The following is a 17,410-nucleotide window of genomic DNA, read 5'->3' as shown; positions in this document are numbered from 1 at the left end:
TTGTCCATCACGTAATTCGCGGTAGGAGCGGCACATGATGACGGCGGCCCCGTCATGCCGGGAGTGTGACACTGTTTTGCGCCCTGACGCTCGATTCTGTGACGCGTGCGGCGCGCCGACGGTGAGGCGGCATGACGCGGCAGAGTACAAACAGGTGACCGTACTATTCGCCGACCTCGTCCGGTCCATGGACATCGCCGCCGCACTCGGGCCCGAGCGGCTCAGGGAGATCTTGACCGAATTGGTCAACCGGTCGGCGGCCGTCATTCGGCGTTACGGCGGCACGGTCGACAAATTCACCGGCGACGGCATTATGGCGTTGTTCGGAGCGCCGGTGGCGCTGGAGGACCATGCTTTGCGCGCCTGCCTGGCCGGGCTGGAAATTCAAGACCAAGCCACGCGCCTGGCCGACGACGTGCACGAGCGCGACGGCGTCGCGCTGCGGCTGCGGGTCGGGCTGAATTCAGGTCAAGTGATCGCCGGTGGGGTCGGTTCAACCCCGTTGGCCTACACCGCGGTTGGCGAGCATGTCGGGATGGCGCAGCGGATGGAGTCGGTGGCCCCACCGGGCGGAGTGGTGGTCAGCGAATCCACCGCCCGCCTTGTGGAGGACGTGGCGATGCTCGGTCCCCGCGAGCTGGTGCGCATCAAGGGCAGCGACGCCCCCGTGTCGGCGCGCCGTTTGGTGCATATCGAACCGTTGGACGCTCCCGTCGTGCGCGCGGAATCTCCACTCGTCGGACGACGCTGGGAAGTGGCGGCCGTCGGTGGCGTGTTGGACCGCTCGATCGACGGGCACGGCACGGTGATGGGCGTGGTCGGGTCGCCGGGAATCGGCAAGAGCCGGCTGGTTCGCGAAGCGGCTGCCATGGCGAGCGGCCGTGGTGTCGATGTGCTGTGGACGTTCTGCGAGTCGCACGGGGGTGAGATCCCGTTCCATACCGTGACGCGCCTACTGCGGTCGGCGTTCGGCGTCACCGATCTCAACGACGAGGCCGCGCGAACCCGCTTGCGAGCCTTGATAGCTGACGCCGATGAGCAGGATCTGGTGCTGCTTGATGATTTGCTCGGTGTTCGCGACCCCGCTACGGCACTGCCGAAGATTGATCCCGCCGCGCGCCGGCGCCGATTGACCGCATTGGTCAACGCCGCACTACTGGGCCGCGCCGCACCCACGCTCCACATTGTCGAGGATGCCCACTGGATCGACGAAGTGAGCGAATCGATGCTTGTCGATTTCCTCATGGTGATTCCGCAGACTCCGTCGATGGTGATGATCACGTATCGCCCCGAGTACCACGGCGCGTTAAGCCGAGTTGCGGGTGCGCAGACGATTGCCCTTAGCCCGCTGAGTGATTCAGAAATCGAAGCGCTGGTCGCCGATGCGCTTGGGCGGGATCCGTCGGTCTCGGGGCTCGGCGCGGCGATTTCGGCGCGCGCCGCGGGCAACCCGTTCTTCGCGCAAGAGATCATTCGCGATCTCGGCGAGCGCGGGGTGCTTCGCGGCCAGCGCGGCGCGTTTGTGTGCGACGAAGACATCGCTGACATCAGCGTGCCGGCCACGCTGCAAACCGCCATCGCCGCGCGGATCGATCGTCTTGTGCCAGAAGCCAAGCGGACGTTGAGTGCAGCCGCGGTCATTGGGTTGCGTTTCGACGCCGACCTTCTGACCAGCATCGGTGTCGAACCCGCGATGAACGATCTCATCGAGGCTGAGTTGATCGACCAGGTGCGGTTCACCTCCGGCGCGGAGTACGCGTTTCACCATCCGCTGATCCGAAAGGTCGCTTACGAGTCGCAGCTCAGATCCGACCGCGCCACGCTGCACCGGCGCCTGGCGGCGGCAATTGAAGGTCGAGACCCTGCTTTGGCGGACGCCAACGCCGCGTTGATCGCTGAGCATCTGGTTGCCGCCCGCGAGCTGCACGCCGCGTACGGGTGGCACATGCGCGCCGGCGGATGGTCGATCAACCGTGACATCGCCGCGGCGCGACTGAGTTGGGAGAGCGCCGCTCAGGTCGCCGACGCCCTGCCGGTCAAGGACCCTCAGCGCACCTCCATGCGGATCACTCCCCGCACCTTGTTGTGTGGCAGCGCCTGGCGGGCCAATGCCAGCATCGCCGGTTCCCGCTTCGATGAGCTGCGTCAGCTGTGTGAGCTGGCCGGCGACAAGGCATCCCTGGTGATCGGGATGGCGGGACTGGTGATGGAACACCTCAACCGGGGACGACTGCGCGAGGCGTCGCTGCTCGCGTCTGAATACATGGGCTTGATCGATGCGATGGCTCACCCGGTACTGACCATCGGATTGTCGTTCGCGGCGATCCACACCAAGGTGGAGACCGACGAGATCGCCGACGTGGTGCGGTGGTCGGACGCGGTGATCGACCTTGCAGACGGCGACGCCACGAAAGGCAACCTGGTGATCGGGTCACCCCTGGCGTTGGCGTTCGCGTCGCGGGGCTTCGCCCGGTGGGGTCTAGGGAAAACGACCTGGCGCGACGATTTCAGTCAAGCGGTCGCCTTCGCGCGTGAGGCCGATCCGATGTCCTACGCGATCGTGATCGGTTACAAGTACACGCCCGGTATTCCGGCTGGCGTGTTGCTTCCCGATGACGCAGCCATGGAAGAGATTGGCCAGGCGCTGCGGATTGTGGAGGAGACCGGCGACGACTTCGGACTTGCGTTGGTTCGGTTTGCGTTGGGGCTGGCGCTGGTGCATCGAGGTGAGGCGGATCGTGAGCTGGGTCTGCAGGTGCTGGCCCAAGTGCGCGAGATGTGCCTGGAAGGCCGCTACACCGAGACGGAGCTGCGCGTCGTCGACATCTACGCCGCACGCGAGCAGGCGCGCCGCGGCGATTTCGACGCGGCGATGCCGCTGCTGCGATGCTCGGTCGACGAGTTGTTCGACGCCGGACAGCTCGGCTGGTGCAATCCCGGCACCCGGGTGCTGGTCGAAACGTTGTTGACGCGACGGACGAAATCCGACGTGCTCGAAGCGGAGGCGGCGATCGAGCGGTTGGAGGGCGGCCCAGCGTACGGCGGTTTGGCCATGCGCCAGACCGTACTGCTCCGGCTGCGCGCCCTGCTCGCGCGCGCCCGCGGTGAGGAGGGCGCCTTCCGCGAGTTGGTCGGACAATATCGCGCGATGGCCCAAAAGTTTGGGTACGAAGGCCATTTGGCGCTCGCCGATGGCATGACATCACCGCGTGCGGCGTCCTGCTGAACTGACACCGGGGCAAGGCCGTCATGAGCGAGGCGGACACTGGGAGCGGGTCGCGCCAACGCCATCGAAGGCCTCGGCGCGGCGCTGCCCGGCATGGGTGCCGCCCGCAGTTCGTCGGGTGGCCAAGGGGTTATGGAGTCGGCCGCGACGACGTTAGCCGGTGCGGTCGCCGAGATCGGCGCCGATCAAAGCGCGCGCCAGCGCCGCGTTGGCTGAGTCCCGAACGGCTTGATCCTCGATGCGGCTGGCGCAGAGAAACGCCAGCAGGTACTTCTCGTCGATCTCGGTCGACCGGGCGATGCCGGCGAGATTGGTCTGCGAATCCCGCTTCGCCCGGCTTGCCTGGCTGAAAATCATGGCTGCGGTGGCGTTGCCGATGACTCCCGCCAGCGCGGTCACCGTGCCCGCCGACGCCCTATTCGTGAGGGCCAGCGCAGCACCGACGGCCACCAACCCGAGTCCGACAACGCCCACCACCATTGACACGTAGAAATACGTGGTGCTCTGGTCCAGCGCGCGTTCGTAGTGAAGCTGCTGCAGCTTGAACCGCGCCTCAACGCGTGCGTCGACACCGGCGGTGAGACGCCGCTGCTCGTTGTGCGCCGGAAGAACGGATTCGGATGGCGTCTGAAGTTGGCTGTCCCCGCCGCCGCGACGCCGCGACGGCGTTTGCGTCGGGGAATTCAACGTGTCGGCGGACTGAAGCGCCGTGGCGGCTTCCGAGAGGGCATCGGCGACGCGTTGCACCTGAATTCGGTTGCGCAGCCGCTCCCGTCGCCCGGCGAGGACGGCCGCACCCACCGCCAACGCCACGGCCACGGCGGCAATTACCGCGACGGCGACACTGCCGCCAGTGCCGGCCATGGCTGCCTCCGGTCTCGTTCGATAAGTCGGTCGACGCTACTTCTCCGCGCAGGCAAGCGGATGGCCGTAAAAGCAATAGGCGGCGTAGCTGTCCTCGCCGCCGTCGGCATACGCGCGAGCGCGCAGATCGCGCAATATGTCGGCGAACGGCCTGCTCGGGTCCTTCGTGACTTCGTCGTAGAAGCACTTCGCGACTTCGTGGGCGATCTCGTCGTCGACCTGCCACAGCGGGGCGATGACCGCCCCACACTCGGAGGCGATCAGCTGGGCGGCGAATCCGCTGGGCGACGTCAGTCCTTTGCCGGGGCGACCCACCTCGCAGGCGTTGAGGAAGACGAGCGGCCCGGTAGCCCGGCACGACTTGCCCAGACCACCACCGCGGATTTCACCCGCCGACAATTTCTGGTTCTTCCGCAGACGGATCGACTGAAGGGTTGCGTCTTCGCCGTGGCAGGCGAAATGCAGGAGGCTGGCTGAGTTCCTGCGATAAAACATGTCGAGTTCGACATACGTCTCCGGAGCGAATTGCCCAGGAAATTTCTTCCGTACCAGTTCGCGTTCTTCCTGCGCGTGAGGCAGCTTGTCAGTCTCATAGTCGGGGGCAAGGATCAGGCTGTCCCGCAACGGGATCCACTCTTCAGGCCCCACGTTGTCCTCGTCGTACCAGCGTCCGACGCGGCAGGACACTCCCAACGGGTCGCCTGCCTCACGGCCGCGGGCATTGGGAATCATCAACTCCCACGGTATCGACGGCTCCACCGACATCACCAGGATGCTCTTCGGCGGTGTTCCGGCGTCGACCAGCCGCCAGTACAAGTCGCGAAAACCCCTTGGCGCATCGGAGAAGAACTGGAGACCCGCACTCTTCAGGGCGTTCTGCCGCCCCAGAGGGCTGAGGTCATCGCTGACAAACCTTTCCATCAGCGCGGCAACATAATCCGCGGCGCCGCCCTCCAGGGTCCACTCGCCATTGACCGTAACGCCCGCCAGTAAGCCGGTCTGTATCTTCACCTGATAGGTGTCGCGGGAGCCACGCGCGCGATCGATGGTGATGAGCATGTCCGGTTCCGGGGTGTCGGTAGCCAGCGACAAGCTGACCGCACCATTCGGAGTGGCGGCCGCCGGAGCACCGTCGATCGCGACGGAGCGGCACACCGATCCGCTGGCCCTCAGGCGGTGATCGAGCATCGCCCGCAGCATTGGCGGCCCCGCGTCCGGTGGTGCGGCGTCGGCCACCGTGAGCGTGAAGGTGGCCTCGGTCGACGCAGGCTTTTCCGGGTCAAGGGAGATTTGCCCGAATGGCGAACCGGTGATCGTGAAATGTGCCGAGGCCGTGAGCCAGACATCGATCACCAAGGGAGCGCCGTCAAATCGTGTCGGCGCGGTGAAGACATTGACGTCTTCGAAGCGGCGTGCTGCCTTGGTGTCCAGATACACCGACGCGACGAACGAGGCCCCGGCCTGCAGGGGTTCGTCGGCGCCGACGTCGATGTGCGGTATGCGTTGGATGAGGCCGACCGAGGTTGGCACGACTTGGTCGGCATCGGCCCCGTCTGGTGTGATGTGGAGATCGTCCGACCCGTATTCAGACGGCCTTGTGGGGCTTGTCAAACGCCCCCGGGGCTTCCCGAGGGACTCGTGCCACCGCCGTGTGGGCTGCTGGTCACTCATCCCCGCGGTGGTAGCCGTACGCAATTGCCCGTCCAGCTCGTTCAGCGCGGCCCTCAGCGCTTCGGCGTCGTCGTTGCGGATAGCGCGCAAGACGCGCCGCACGAGCGGGCCGAAGACCTCGCCGTGGCTGTGATCGAGTCCGAGCTGCCGAACATGCCGAAGAGCGTCGTATGCCGAGCGCAGCTCCCTCGGCTCGATCGGCGTATGAGCGGCCAGCGCCCCGGCGGATGCATCATCAGCGGGCATCGAAAGACTCCTCGTGGGCAAGTTGGCCGAATTCATCGATGTAGGAGACTCTGACGCTGGGGCCGTCGAAGTCGAGGACGGCGAACCCGAACAGTGCCCACCGCTCGACGAATCCATCGATCGCACGCTGTTCTACCCAATCAATCCCCGGCAGTTGATGTTTCGGGCTTCCGATCGCGTACACCGGGACTCCACCATGGCCGACGCACCGTCCGTATTCAACGCCCGCGTAGGGACGGTGGACGACGCACTTATGCTCGTGACCCCAGAACCAGGCACGGATCCTGCCGGCGTCCAGCAGCGGCTTGAGGATGTCGCGCAGATACGGACCCGGCGTTTCCCACCCGCTGAACAACTGGTGGTGGCTCAGCAGCATGAACGGCCGATCGTCTTGGGCGGCCCACGCGCTCAGCGTTTCGGGCTGGGGCGCGGCCAGTCCTCGCTCCCGGCGCGGGTCGTGGATACCTTTTTCATCCCAGGCGGTGTCCAGGCCCACAATTCGCCAGTGATCGTTCTCGATCGAGAACCAACTCGATCGCTGCTGGCAGGCGAACCGCGGGTCCGCCAGCAAGGTTTCGAAGTAGCCGTGCCCGCCGGAATACATGTCGTGGTTGCCGTTGAGCGACCAGGAATACACGGAGCCGGCCTGCTCGGTGTCAACCGGCCAATATTTTAAGAATCGGTTGGTGTATTCACGCGGGAAACCCGAGTAGTAGACGTCGCCCAGGTGCAGCGCGTGGACCTGGCGGCCCTGCGTGAGTCCCTCGGTGATCGTGTTGCGCATGTGCTTGGCGACCCGTTGTGCGCGGGGCAGTCCGGAGCCCCAATCGCCGACCATCACGATGCGCGCGTTGTCGGCGAGGCGGATCGGACCGGCGGGCCGCGGGTTGAATTCGTGTCGGTCGCGGAACAGGGCCAGGGCCTTGGCGATGCCTACCTCGGCAACCCAGCGGATGTCGGACTGCTCGAACGGGCCGAGCAGGCGCCGCGTGCTGTCCACGCGCAGCCCGGAGATCCCGATGCTGCGGTCGGTGACCGCGGGGAGCGAGCTGCCGCGGCGGCCTCCCGAGGCCGGCCGTTCCTCGACTTTGATCAGGTCGGCGCGCCGCTCCTCGATCAGTTCGTCCAGCGCCGATTGCAGGAGGCTCATGACCGGGTCGCGGCAGAAGTACGACTGCGCATCCAGCGACGGCGGCTCTGCGCCCCCCCTCCGGCGGCCTCGCCGGGTGTCGATTTCGCCATCGTCGGGCTGTCCGGGTGACCCTTCGTCCGGCAGCTCGCGGATCGCGGAGATGGCCGCCCGAAGACTGCCATCCGGGTCCTTCGTCTCATCGACGAGGCTTTGTAGTTCTTCTTGGACGGGACGGAGCCACGACGTTAGGAAGTCTCGTGACAACACCTCAGCGATCATGCTCGTACCCCGAGTTCATTATCGCGAAAAATCACCGGTCCGAACTGATGAGTCCGTTGTCGAATTTTATGTCGCGCAACGGCCCCGTCAATATGTCCGGACCTAGTACCCGGGCGGCAACGGCCATTCGCGCGGCCGACATGCCATCAGATCGCCATCGGGTACGAGAGTTTCGCCGCGGCCACGCGAATCGAGAACTGGGTGATCGCCGGCTCGCCCGGCCGGGCGCACCGGTAACCACCGCGGCGCAACGCGTCGGTCGGCGCGGTCATCGGCTCGAAGCACACCAGGTTCTCGGCGGGCGGCGCGAAGATCTGCGTGGCGGGATACCCGCTCTCAAAGTGCACCTCGAGGCGCCGGCCGCCGCCGGACACCGCGAACACCGCGCCGTCGCAGACCCCGTCGTAGGCGTCGTCGAACGCCTTGTCGCCCAGCGCTTCCCGCATCGGTTCCTGGGCTTGCGACTCGCCGGTGGGCAGCCCGAGCTCGTCGAGCGCCAGATGCCGCAGGGCCGGCGTCTCGATCACCCACTCGCGGCGCGGTAAGTCGGGAAGCTGCAGGTACGGGTGAAACCCGAAGCACAGCGGCACTGCTCTGTCACCAGTCGCGGTGATCGTGGTGCGAACGGTCAGCGTGCGCCCGGCCAGTCGCACCGCGACCGAAAGCAGGTGCGAATACGGAAAACTCGCCATCAAGCGCGGGTCCGCCCCGAAGTCCAGCTCGGCGGTCAGCTCGTTGTCCGATTGCGCCGTCACCCGCCAGCCCGGGTAGGCGGCCAGCACGCCGTGGATCGGCAGACCGTTGGGGTCCGCCCGGACCCCGTTGTGGCCCGGGGTCAGCTCCACCGTCACGCCCCGCGCAGCATAGGTGTTGGCGCCCAGCCGGTTCGCCCACGGGTAGAGGATCGGGATGCCCATCGTCTTGCCCGCGTCAAGGTACGCCTCCAGCCCGCGGCGCTGGCCGAGCAGTTGTGCGCCGGCGTCGGTGAGCGAGGTGCCGATCATGCCCGCGGCCGGGACAAATTGCGCGGCCACCTCCGACGCCGGGTCGGTCAGCGTGACGACGTCCATTGCCTACCTCCACAAGGGGTCGTGCTGAATGTGCTCGGGCGGAGCGCCTTTGGCGATCAGGGCGGCCTTGGTGGCGCGGACCATGGCCGGGCCGCCGCAGATCAGGATCTGCCGGTCGCCCCAGCCGCCGTACTTGGTCACCACCTCCGGCAGCCGCCCGGTCTGGTGCACGTGCAGCCCGCGCGGCGGGGTGACGTCGGGGTAGTCGGCGGCCCATGCAGGGTCCCGGCCGTACTCCGAGACCGGTGACACCGAAAGCCACGGGTTGTGCGACGCCACCTGCCACAGGGTGGGCAGGTCGTAGAGCTCGCAGCGGTAGCGGGCGCCGTAAAACAAGTGCACGCGCGGGTTTTCGGCGTACCTGCTCAGGTCCAGGATCAGCGCCCGCAGCGGCGCCAGGCCGGTGCTGCCGGCCACCATCAGCACGTCGCCGCCCCCGCGGTCGACGCGGAGGCCGCCGTGCGGGCTGGACAGGCGCCACCGGTCGCCGGGCCGCGTCTCGTCGACGATGGCGGCGCTGACCAGACCGCCGGGAACCTGCCGGACGTGGAACTCGATGCCGCCGTCCGGGTCCGCCGGGATCGCCGGGCTGAGGTAGCGCCAGCGGCGCGGGCACTGCGGGACGTGGACGTTGACATACTGGCCGGGGTGGTAGTGCAGCGGCCGATCCAGGTGCAGCCGCACCACCGCGAGGTCGCGCGAGACGCGGTTGTGCTCGATCACCGTGCCGTCCCACCAGGCGGGCCCCTCCTCGGCGTCGGCGGCGCCCCGCATCAGGCCGGTGATCAGGTTGAGCGACTGCGTGGCCGCGGCGTCGACGGCGGGCGTCCACGCCTCATTCAGCTCGGCGCGCAGCGTCGCGTAGAGGGCGCGGCGTAGCGTGTCGTACTGGCCGGGCTGCACGCCGTACTTGCGGTGGTCCCGGCCCAGCTGGGCGAGGAAGGCGACCGGCTCCGCGGCGCGCTGCTCGACCAGCTCGCCGTAGACCCAGCGCACCGCGTGGGCGAAGGCCGCCCGCTGGGCGTCCAGTTCGGGCGGGAAGAGGTCGCGCACCGAGAAATCGAGCGCGAACCAGTGGGTGTAGAAGCGGTGGACGAGCTCGCTGCCGGCGAAGGCGTCGCGCAGCACCCGCAACGCCTCCCGGTCCTCTAAGCTCACGGACCCCGATTCTAGGCGGGGTGGCGACTTAAGCCTCTACCCCGAGGTGCGCCAAATCCACTAGACTTGAGCGGAACACACTCAAGATTGACGGCGTTGAATAAGCCGAGAACGATTTTTCCCACAACCCGAACGGAGGTGTCGTGGACTCTTTCAACCCGACCACCAAGACCCAGGCGGCGCTCACCTCGGCGCTTCAGGCGGCCTCCGCCGCCGGTAACCCCGAGATCCGGCCGGCTCACCTGCTGTTGGCGCTGCTGACGCAGAACGACGGGATCGCCGCGCCGCTGCTGGAGGCCGTCGGCGTCGAGCCCGCCACCGTCCGCGCCGAAGCCCAGCGCCTGCTGGACCGGCTGCCGCAGGCCAGCGGCGCCAGTTCGCAACCGCAGCTGTCGCGCGAGTCGCTGGCCGCCATCACCACCGCCCAGCAGCTGGCCACCGAGATGGACGACGAGTACGTCTCCACCGAGCACCTGATGGTCGGGCTGGCCACCGGCGACTCCGAGGTCGCCAAGCTGCTGACCGGCCACGGCGCGTCGCCACAGGCCCTGCGGGAGGCGTTCGTCAAGGTCCGCGGCAGCGCCCGCGTCACCAGCGCCGAGCCCGAGGCCACCTATCAGGCGTTGGAGAAGTACTCCACCGACCTGACCGCCCGGGCCCGCGAGGGCAAGCTCGACCCCGTCATCGGGCGAGACAACGAGATCCGGCGCGTCGTCCAGGTTCTGAGCCGTCGCACCAAGAACAACCCGGTGCTGATCGGCGAGCCCGGCGTCGGCAAGACCGCGATCGTCGAGGGCCTGGCCCAGCGCATCGTCGCCGGCGACGTGCCCGAAAGCCTGCGCGACAAGACCGTCATCAGCCTGGACCTCGGCTCGATGGTGGCCGGCGCCAAGTACCGCGGCGAGTTCGAAGAGCGGCTCAAGGCCGTCCTCGACGACATCAAGAACTCCGCCGGGCAGATCATCACCTTCATCGACGAGCTGCACACCATCGTCGGCGCCGGCGCGACCGGCGAGGGCGCCATGGACGCCGGCAACATGATCAAGCCGATGCTGGCCCGCGGCGAGCTGCGCCTGGTCGGCGCCACCACGCTCGACGAGTACCGCAAGTACATCGAGAAGGACGCCGCCCTCGAGCGGCGCTTCCAGCAGGTGCTGGTCGGGGAGCCGTCGGTGGAGGACACCGTCGGCATCCTGCGCGGGCTGAAGGACCGCTACGAGGTGCACCACGGGGTGCGCATCACCGACTCGGCGCTGGTCGCCGCGGCGACGCTGTCCGACCGCTACATCACCGCCCGCTTCCTGCCGGACAAGGCCATCGACCTGGTCGACGAGGCCGCTTCACGCTTGAAGATGGAGATCGACTCCCGGCCCGTCGAGATCGACGAGGTCGAGCGCCTGGTGCGCCGCCTCGAGATCGAGGAGATGGCGCTGGCCAAGGAGGAGGACGAGGCGTCCAAGGAGCGGCTGGAGAAGCTGCGCTCGGAGCTGGCCGACAAAAAGGAACAGCTCGCCGAGCTCACCACCCGCTGGCAGAACGAGAAGAACGCGATCGACGTCGTCCGCGAGCTCAAGGAGCAGCTGGAGATGCTGCGCGGGGAGTCGGAGCGCGCCGAGCGCGACGGCGACCTGGCCAAGGCCGCCGAGCTGCGCTACGGGCGCATCCCGGAGGTCGAGAAGAAGCTCGACGCCGCGCTGCCCCAGGCCGAGGCCCGCGAGAACGTCATGCTCAAGGAGGAGGTCGGGCCCGACGACATCGCCGAGGTGGTGTCGGCGTGGACCGGCATCCCCGCCGGGCGGATGCTCGAGGGCGAGACCGCCAAGCTGCTGCGCATGGAGGAGGAGCTGGGCAAGCGCGTCATCGGGCAGCGCAAGGCCGTCCAGGCGGTGTCCGACGCCGTCCGCCGTTCCCGGGCCGGCGTGGCCGACCCGAACCGGCCGACCGGATCGTTCATGTTCCTGGGCCCGACCGGTGTCGGCAAGACCGAGCTGGCCAAGGCGCTGGCGGAGTTCCTGTTCGACGACGAGCGCGCGATGGTCCGCATCGACATGAGCGAGTACGGCGAGAAGCACTCGGTCGCCCGCCTGGTCGGTGCGCCCCCGGGCTACATCGGCTACGACCAGGGCGGCCAGCTCACCGAGGCGGTGCGGCGGCGTCCCTACACGGTGATCCTGTTCGACGAGATCGAAAAGGCGCATCCGGACGTGTTCGACGTGCTGCTGCAGGTGCTCGACGAGGGCCGGCTCACCGACGGGCAGGGCCGCACGGTCGACTTCCGCAACACCATCCTCATCCTGACGTCCAACCTCGGGTCGGGCGGCAGCGAGGAGCAGGTGATGGCCGCGGTGCGCTCGGCGTTCAAGCCGGAGTTCATCAACCGCCTCGACGACGTGATCATCTTCCACGGCCTCGAGCCGGGCGAGCTGGTGTCCATCGTCGACATCCAGCTGGCGCAGCTGCAGAAGCGGCTCGCGCAGCGCCGCCTCACGCTGGAGGTGTCGCTGCCGGCCAAGCAGTGGCTGGCGCAGCGCGGATTCGATCCGGTCTACGGCGCCCGGCCGCTGCGGCGGCTGGTGCAGCAGGCCATCGGCGACCAGCTCGCCAAGATGCTGCTGGCCGGCGACGTGCACGACGGCGACACCGTTCCGGTGAACGTCAGCCCCGACGGCGACTCGCTGATCCTGGGCTGAAGCGGCTCGAACGTCGACTTGTTGTCGGCATTTCATCGGAAATCGCCCAACAAGTCGACGTTCGGCGCGCGAGGGGCTACGCCGCGCTCGCGATCGGGACCGTCCTACCGCTGTAACTGGGTTGTGACCAGCCGGGCTTCGGTGTTCCGGCCCCACAGCAGATACCCTGTGTGGGATGGTCCCCCTTTGGTTCACGCTGTCCGCACTGTGCTTTGTCGGTGCGGGGGTGCTGCTGTACGTCGACCTCGATCGGCGGCGCGGGCGCAGCCGGCGTCGCCGATCCTGGGCGCGCTCGCACGGCTTCGACTTCGAGAACGAGTCGACCGAGATCCTCAAGCGCTGGAAGCGCGGCGTGATGTCCACGGTCGGGGATGTCCCGGCCTTCAACGTGGTGCTGGGCCAGATCCGCGGCGAGGCCGTCTACATCTTCGACCTCGAAGAGGTCGCGACGGTCATCGCGCTACACCGCAAGGTCGGCACCAACGTCGTGGTGGACCTGCGCCTCAAGGGGCTCAAAGAACCGCGGGAGAGCGACATTTGGCTGCTGGGCGCCATCGGCCCGCGGATGGTGTACTCCACCAACCTCGACGCCGCCCGCCGGGCCTGTGACCGGCGCATGGTCACCTTCGCCCACACCGCGCCCGACTCCGCCGAGATCATGTGGAACGAGCAGAACTGGACGCTGGTCGCGCTGCCGGTCACCAGCACGCGCGCCCAGTGGGACGAGGGCCTGCGCACGGTGCGCCAGTTCAACGACCTGCTGCGGGTGCTGCCGCCGGCCCCGCAGGAAACCGTCGAGGAAGCCGCGGTGCCCGCGCCGCGGACCGCGGCGCCGGGCCGCCCGTTCGCGCCGGCGGGGCGGGCGGCGCTCCCGCCGCGCCGCGCCCAGCAGGACGTCTCCGGGCTGCTCGGCTCGGACGCTGCGGCCGGCCGACGCGGCCCGGAGCCCGTGCGCCGCGACCAGCCGCCCCAGGCCGAAACCCGGCCGGAACCGGGTCACCGCCCGCCGCCGACCGAGCGCAACGGCCGGCAGGCCAGCAACTTCCAGCACTGACCCTGGGAGCGCGGATCGGCCGGCGCGGCCGCCGTCATAGGATGTCGCTCATGCCCCGCCCCGTCGCCTTGATCACCGGGCCCACGTCAGGCATCGGCGCCGGCTACGCGCGGCGCTACGCGCGGGACGGCTACGACCTGGTGCTGGTGGCGCGCGACGTCGACCGGCTGACCCAGCTGGCCGGTGAACTTCAGACCAGGGCCGGCAGCGTCGAGATCCTGCCCGCCGACCTCGCCGACCCCGCCGACCGCGCGAGGGTCGCCGACCGCCTCGCGGAGGGGGTGCGGGTCCTGGTCAACAACGCCGGCTTCGGCACCAAGGGCGACTTCTGGGTGACCGAGCCCGAGGTGCTGCAGAAGCAGCTCGACGTCAACGTCACCTCGGTCATGCACCTCACCCGCGCGGCCCTGCCCGCCATGCTCGACGCCGGCACCGGGACCGTCATCAACATCGCCAGCGTCGCCGGGCTGGTGGCGGGGCGCGGGTCGACGTACTCGGCGTCCAAGGCGTGGGTGATCTCGTTCAGCGAGGGCCTGGCCGTGGCCTTGGAGGGCACCGGCGTGGGTGTGCACGCCGTTTGTCCCGGCTACGTGCACACCGAGTTCCACGCCCGCGCCGGGATCGACATGGCCAAGCTGCCGTCGTTCATGTGGCTGGAGGTCGACGACGTGGTGAGCAAGAGCCTGGCCGACGTCGCGGCCGGCAAGATCATCAGCATCCCCGGCGCGCAGTACAAAGCGCTGGTGACCGCCGGGCGTCTCATCCCGCGGGGCCTGCTGCGCGGGTTCGTCAAACGGGTTGGCGGTGGCCGTGGCCGAAGCTGACGACCGGGCGGAATTGGCCGACCTGGTGCGCCGGCTGTCGGTGGTGCACGGGCGGGTCACCCTCTCGTCGGGCAAGGAGGCGGACTACTACGTCGACCTGCGCCGCGCCACCCTGCACCACCGGGCCTCCGCGCTGATCGGCCGGCTGATGCGCGAGCTGACCGACGACTGGGATTACGCCGTGGTCGGCGGGCTGACCCTGGGCGCGGACCCGGTCGCCACGGCTGTCATGCACGCGCCCGGGCGCCCGATCGACGCGTTCGTGGTGCGCAAGTCGGCGAAAGCGCATGGGCTGCAACGGCTTATCGAGGGCAGCGACGTCGTCGGCAAGCGGGTTCTGGTCGTCGAGGACACCAGCACGACTGGCAACTCGGCGCTCACCGCCGTGCGCGCCGTGCGGGACGCCGGGGGCGAGGTGGTCGGCGTGGCCACCGTGGTGGACCGGGCCACCGGGGCCGCCGAGGCGATCGAAGCCGAGGGATTGCCCTACCGCAGCGTGCTGGGCCTTACCGATCTGGGGCTGGGCTAGTTTGCATCGCCGCACGCAGCTTCTCGCGATAGCGGCCTGCCTGCTGGCGCTCGTGGCCGGGTGTTCCGGCTCCGGCGGCCAGGCCCGCCCCTACGGCGCCCTGGGCGCCCGGCTGGGTGAATCGCTGAGGCTGCTGGGCTGGAACATGTCGGCGTCGAATCTGCGCTGGGACGGCGACTACGTGCTGGTTGACATTGACGGCAGCGTCGCGGATCCGCACGCGGCGCACGCCGCGCCAGGCGACATCCGCCTCGGCCTTTACGGGGCGCTGGCGCACCCGTTGGAACACACAGCGCTGGGCAGCTGCGATGACGTGTCGGGCAGCGTGCGCGACGTCCGCTCGCCGCTGTCGGCGCCGCCGGACCGGCTCACCGGAACGGTTTGCCTTGGGCCGCTGCAGGATCGAAGCCAGGTCCGGGGGGTCTACGGATACTCGCCGCGCGACCGGATCCCGAACACGTCGTCGGCCTACCCGGTGGCGTTCCCGGTGGGGCTGATGCCGACCAACGCCAACGACACCGGGCTGGTGGTCAAGACGGCCAGCCTGTCGGCCTGGCGGGCGGACGGCAAGCCGGTGACCAAGGCGCAGCTCGGCGACCCGCAAGCGTTCACCGGCAACGGCTACATGCTGCTGGGCCTGGAGGCCGACGCGGTCGCGGCCCGCTACCGCGACGATTCCGCCAAGCGCGGCGGCCCGATGATGCTGCTGGCGTCGCCGACGCTTCCCCCGCCGGGGCTGAACCCGTCGTGCACGGTGTACGGGTCGTCGGTGCTGATCCTGCCCGACGCGTCGCTGGACTCGGTGCACGTCAGCGCGTCGCTGTGCACGCAGGGCGAGATCAACGAGGCGCTGCTGTACGCGACCGTCGCGGTGGACGGCACGCACGCCGCGGTGTGGACGCAGCGATGAGCGAACCGGGGCCCACCGAATGGGCGGTGCCGGTGCCGGGCGGCGGCGTCGGCCCCTGGACCGGCGAGCCTCCCGACGACCCGCGATACGACCCGGTCCTGTTGCGGGAGGGCGATTCCCGCAACGTGGTCGACGCCTACCGGTACTGGACCCGGGAGGCGATCATCGCCGACATCGACACCAGGCGGCACCCGCTGCACGTGGCGATCGAGAACTTCGGCCACGACGCGAACATCGGGTCGGTGGTGCGCACCGCCAACGCCTTCGCCGTAGACACCGTGCACATCGTCGGGCGGCGGCGCTGGAATCGCCGCGGCGCCATGGTGACTGATCGCTACCAGCGGCTCTGTCATCACGACAGCGCCGCCGAGCTGCTGGACTTCGCGGCGGAGGCCGGGCTGGCGGTGGTCGCGGTCGACAACGTCCCGGGTGCCGCGCGGCTGGAGGAGACGGCGCTGCCGCGGGACTGCCTGTTGGTCTTCGGTCAGGAGGGTCCCGGGATCACCGGGGACACCCGCACGGGCGCGGCTATCACCGTGTCGATCGCGCAGTTCGGGTCGACGCGCAGCATCAATGCCGGTGTGGCTGCCGGGATCGCGATGCACGCTTGGGTTCGCCGGCATGCGGACCTGTCGCGCGCCTGGTGAGTGCCCGATGGGCATTCGCGCTGCCTCAACTGATTGAGTGCACAGTGAAAGTCGTAGGTGCACAGTCGACGGGCGTCGGGTCGACGGACGTCCGCGCCGAAGCGACCTGTTGGGCTGGCATCCAGCCAACACTCAACTCCAGAGTGTCACATGAACTTTCGGGCGGAACCGCGTCACGCCCACACCCGAGCCACGGATCATCGCCTGCGTGCATCTCGGCGTGGTGATGAAACTGACCAGTTCCGACACCGCAGGCTGACGCGCCGACGGCGGCAGCGTCGCCGCGCACCATTCGCCCGACTTCTCCAGCCCCGGACCGCCCACCCGCGCCAGCCGCCCGGCCGCGAGATCCTTGGCCACCGCGAAGCCGATCGTCAGCGTCGCGCCGCCGACCCGCTGTACCTCCTCGAGGGCGGCCGCGTCGCTCTGGAAGATGCGCTGCTGAGACTCGGGAATGGCCAAGGCGCGCAGCATGTTCGCGATCTCGCCGTCGACGCCGCCCGCCGACGGGCCGAGCATCCACTGCTGCTGGCGCAGCAGCGCGGGCGTCGGAACACCCGTCGCCAGTGGGTTTTTCGGTGCGGTGACGGTGATGATCTGGTACTTCAGGAACGGCCGCACGAAGAGGGAACCGTCCGGGGTGGCCGAGTTCTCGCTGGCGGGGCCGATCGCGATGTCGACCGCACGCGAGCTGATCAGGTCGCGAAACCGGCTCGTCGGGTGCACGCTCAGCTCCACCGACAGGTCGTCGGCCCGTGACGAGAAGAGCTCGATCAGCCCAGGGGCGGCGTGTTCGGCGAACGTGGTGGACGCGGCGATCCGCAGCAGCCGCCGCCCGTGGGCGGCCTCGGTGACCTCGATGGCGGTCTGTTGCTGTAGCCCGAGGATCTCCACGGCGCGGCTGGCCAGCCGCAGCCCGCCCGGCGTGAACGCCAGGCCGGCGCCGGTCCGGGTGAACAGCGCGTCGTCGAGTTCCTTACGCAGCGCGGCGATGTGCATCGACACGCCGGCGTCGGACATGCCGAGTTCGGCGGCGGCCGCCCGCACGGAGCCCAGCCGCACCACCGCCGAAAAGGCCCGAAGTTGAGCCGGAGTCACGCCATGAGCCTA

The 17,410-nt window shown here is 68.7% G+C and carries 13 protein-coding genes; 7 read left to right on the top strand and 6 right to left on the bottom strand.

The features are described 5' to 3' along the window. The first annotated feature begins 34 nt into the window (after window positions 1–34). Window positions 35–3,226 carry an ATP-binding protein gene (locus SKC42_RS20105; protein ID WP_330966032.1) on the top strand — a complete coding sequence of 1,064 codons (3,192 nt, stop codon included), beginning with the start codon at window positions 35–37 and terminating at the stop codon, window positions 3,224–3,226. 153 nt (window positions 3,227–3,379) lie between these two features. On the opposite strand, the gene SKC42_RS20100 is transcribed toward SKC42_RS20105, so the two are convergent. The 5 genes from SKC42_RS20100 to SKC42_RS20080 all read right to left on the bottom strand — a co-directional run bounded on the left by SKC42_RS20100 (window position 3,380) and on the right by SKC42_RS20080 (window position 9,646). Then, window positions 3,380–4,090, bottom strand: a complete 711-nt coding sequence (locus tag SKC42_RS20100) for a TRADD-N-associated membrane domain-containing protein (protein ID WP_330966031.1) — start codon at window positions 4,088–4,090, stop codon at window positions 3,380–3,382. 36 nt (window positions 4,091–4,126) lie between these two features. Then, window positions 4,127–6,007, bottom strand: a complete 1,881-nt coding sequence (locus tag SKC42_RS20095) for a CHAT domain-containing protein (protein WP_330966030.1) — start codon at window positions 6,005–6,007, stop codon at window positions 4,127–4,129. Next, entirely contained in the window at window positions 5,997–7,406 is a 1,410-nt protein-coding gene (locus SKC42_RS20090; RefSeq protein WP_330966029.1) for a metallophosphoesterase family protein, read from the bottom strand. The genes SKC42_RS20095 and SKC42_RS20090 overlap by 11 nt, the downstream gene beginning before the upstream one ends. A 158-nt stretch (window positions 7,407–7,564) precedes the next feature. Continuing rightward, window positions 7,565–8,488: an aldose 1-epimerase gene (locus SKC42_RS20085; protein ID WP_330966028.1), complete on the bottom strand. Its 924-nt coding sequence runs from the start codon at window positions 8,486–8,488 to the stop codon at window positions 7,565–7,567. Between the two features lie 3 nt (window positions 8,489–8,491). Then, on the bottom strand, window positions 8,492–9,646 hold the full coding sequence (locus SKC42_RS20080; protein ID WP_330966027.1) for an FAD-binding oxidoreductase: 1,155 nt from the start codon (window positions 9,644–9,646) through the stop codon (window positions 8,492–8,494). A gap of 143 nt (window positions 9,647–9,789) precedes the next feature. Here SKC42_RS20080 and clpB point away from each other — a divergent pair, with 143 nt between their 5' ends. The 6 genes from clpB to SKC42_RS20050 all read left to right on the top strand — a co-directional run bounded on the left by clpB (window position 9,790) and on the right by SKC42_RS20050 (window position 16,300). Then, window positions 9,790–12,336 carry an ATP-dependent chaperone ClpB gene (gene clpB / locus SKC42_RS20075; protein ID WP_330966026.1) on the top strand — a complete coding sequence of 849 codons (2,547 nt, stop codon included), beginning with the start codon at window positions 9,790–9,792 and terminating at the stop codon, window positions 12,334–12,336. A 175-nt stretch (window positions 12,337–12,511) separates the two neighbouring features. Beyond that, window positions 12,512–13,390 carry a trehalose monomycolate transport factor TtfA gene (gene ttfA / locus SKC42_RS20070; protein ID WP_330966025.1) on the top strand — a complete coding sequence of 293 codons (879 nt, stop codon included), beginning with the start codon at window positions 12,512–12,514 and terminating at the stop codon, window positions 13,388–13,390. A 50-nt stretch (window positions 13,391–13,440) separates the two neighbouring features. Then, entirely contained in the window at window positions 13,441–14,214 is a 774-nt protein-coding gene (locus SKC42_RS20065) for an SDR family NAD(P)-dependent oxidoreductase (RefSeq protein WP_330966024.1), read from the top strand. Then, window positions 14,201–14,743, top strand: coding sequence for an orotate phosphoribosyltransferase (gene pyrE / locus SKC42_RS20060; RefSeq protein WP_330966023.1), 543 nt, complete (start codon window positions 14,201–14,203; stop codon window positions 14,741–14,743). The genes SKC42_RS20065 and pyrE overlap by 14 nt, the downstream gene beginning before the upstream one ends. 1 nt (window position 14,744) lies before the next feature. Continuing rightward, window positions 14,745–15,653 carry a hypothetical protein gene (locus SKC42_RS20055; protein WP_330966022.1) on the top strand — a complete coding sequence of 303 codons (909 nt, stop codon included), beginning with the start codon at window positions 14,745–14,747 and terminating at the stop codon, window positions 15,651–15,653. Continuing rightward, window positions 15,650–16,300, top strand: coding sequence for a TrmH family RNA methyltransferase (locus SKC42_RS20050; RefSeq protein WP_330966021.1), 651 nt, complete (start codon window positions 15,650–15,652; stop codon window positions 16,298–16,300). The genes SKC42_RS20055 and SKC42_RS20050 overlap by 4 nt, the downstream gene beginning before the upstream one ends. Before the next feature lie 132 nt (window positions 16,301–16,432). Here SKC42_RS20050 and SKC42_RS20045 read toward each other — a convergent pair whose 3' ends face one another. Beyond that, window positions 16,433–17,398, bottom strand: a complete 966-nt coding sequence (locus SKC42_RS20045; RefSeq protein ID WP_330966020.1) for a LysR family transcriptional regulator — start codon at window positions 17,396–17,398, stop codon at window positions 16,433–16,435. Window positions 17,399–17,410 lie beyond the last annotated feature (12 nt).

Source organism: Mycobacterium sp. 050134 (assembly GCF_036409085.1).
In the GTDB taxonomy this organism is placed as follows: Bacteria; Actinomycetota; Actinomycetes; order Mycobacteriales; family Mycobacteriaceae; genus Mycobacterium.
The sequence above is the reverse complement of the archived record's forward strand: the minus strand, read 5'-3'. Positions and strand labels throughout refer to the sequence as shown.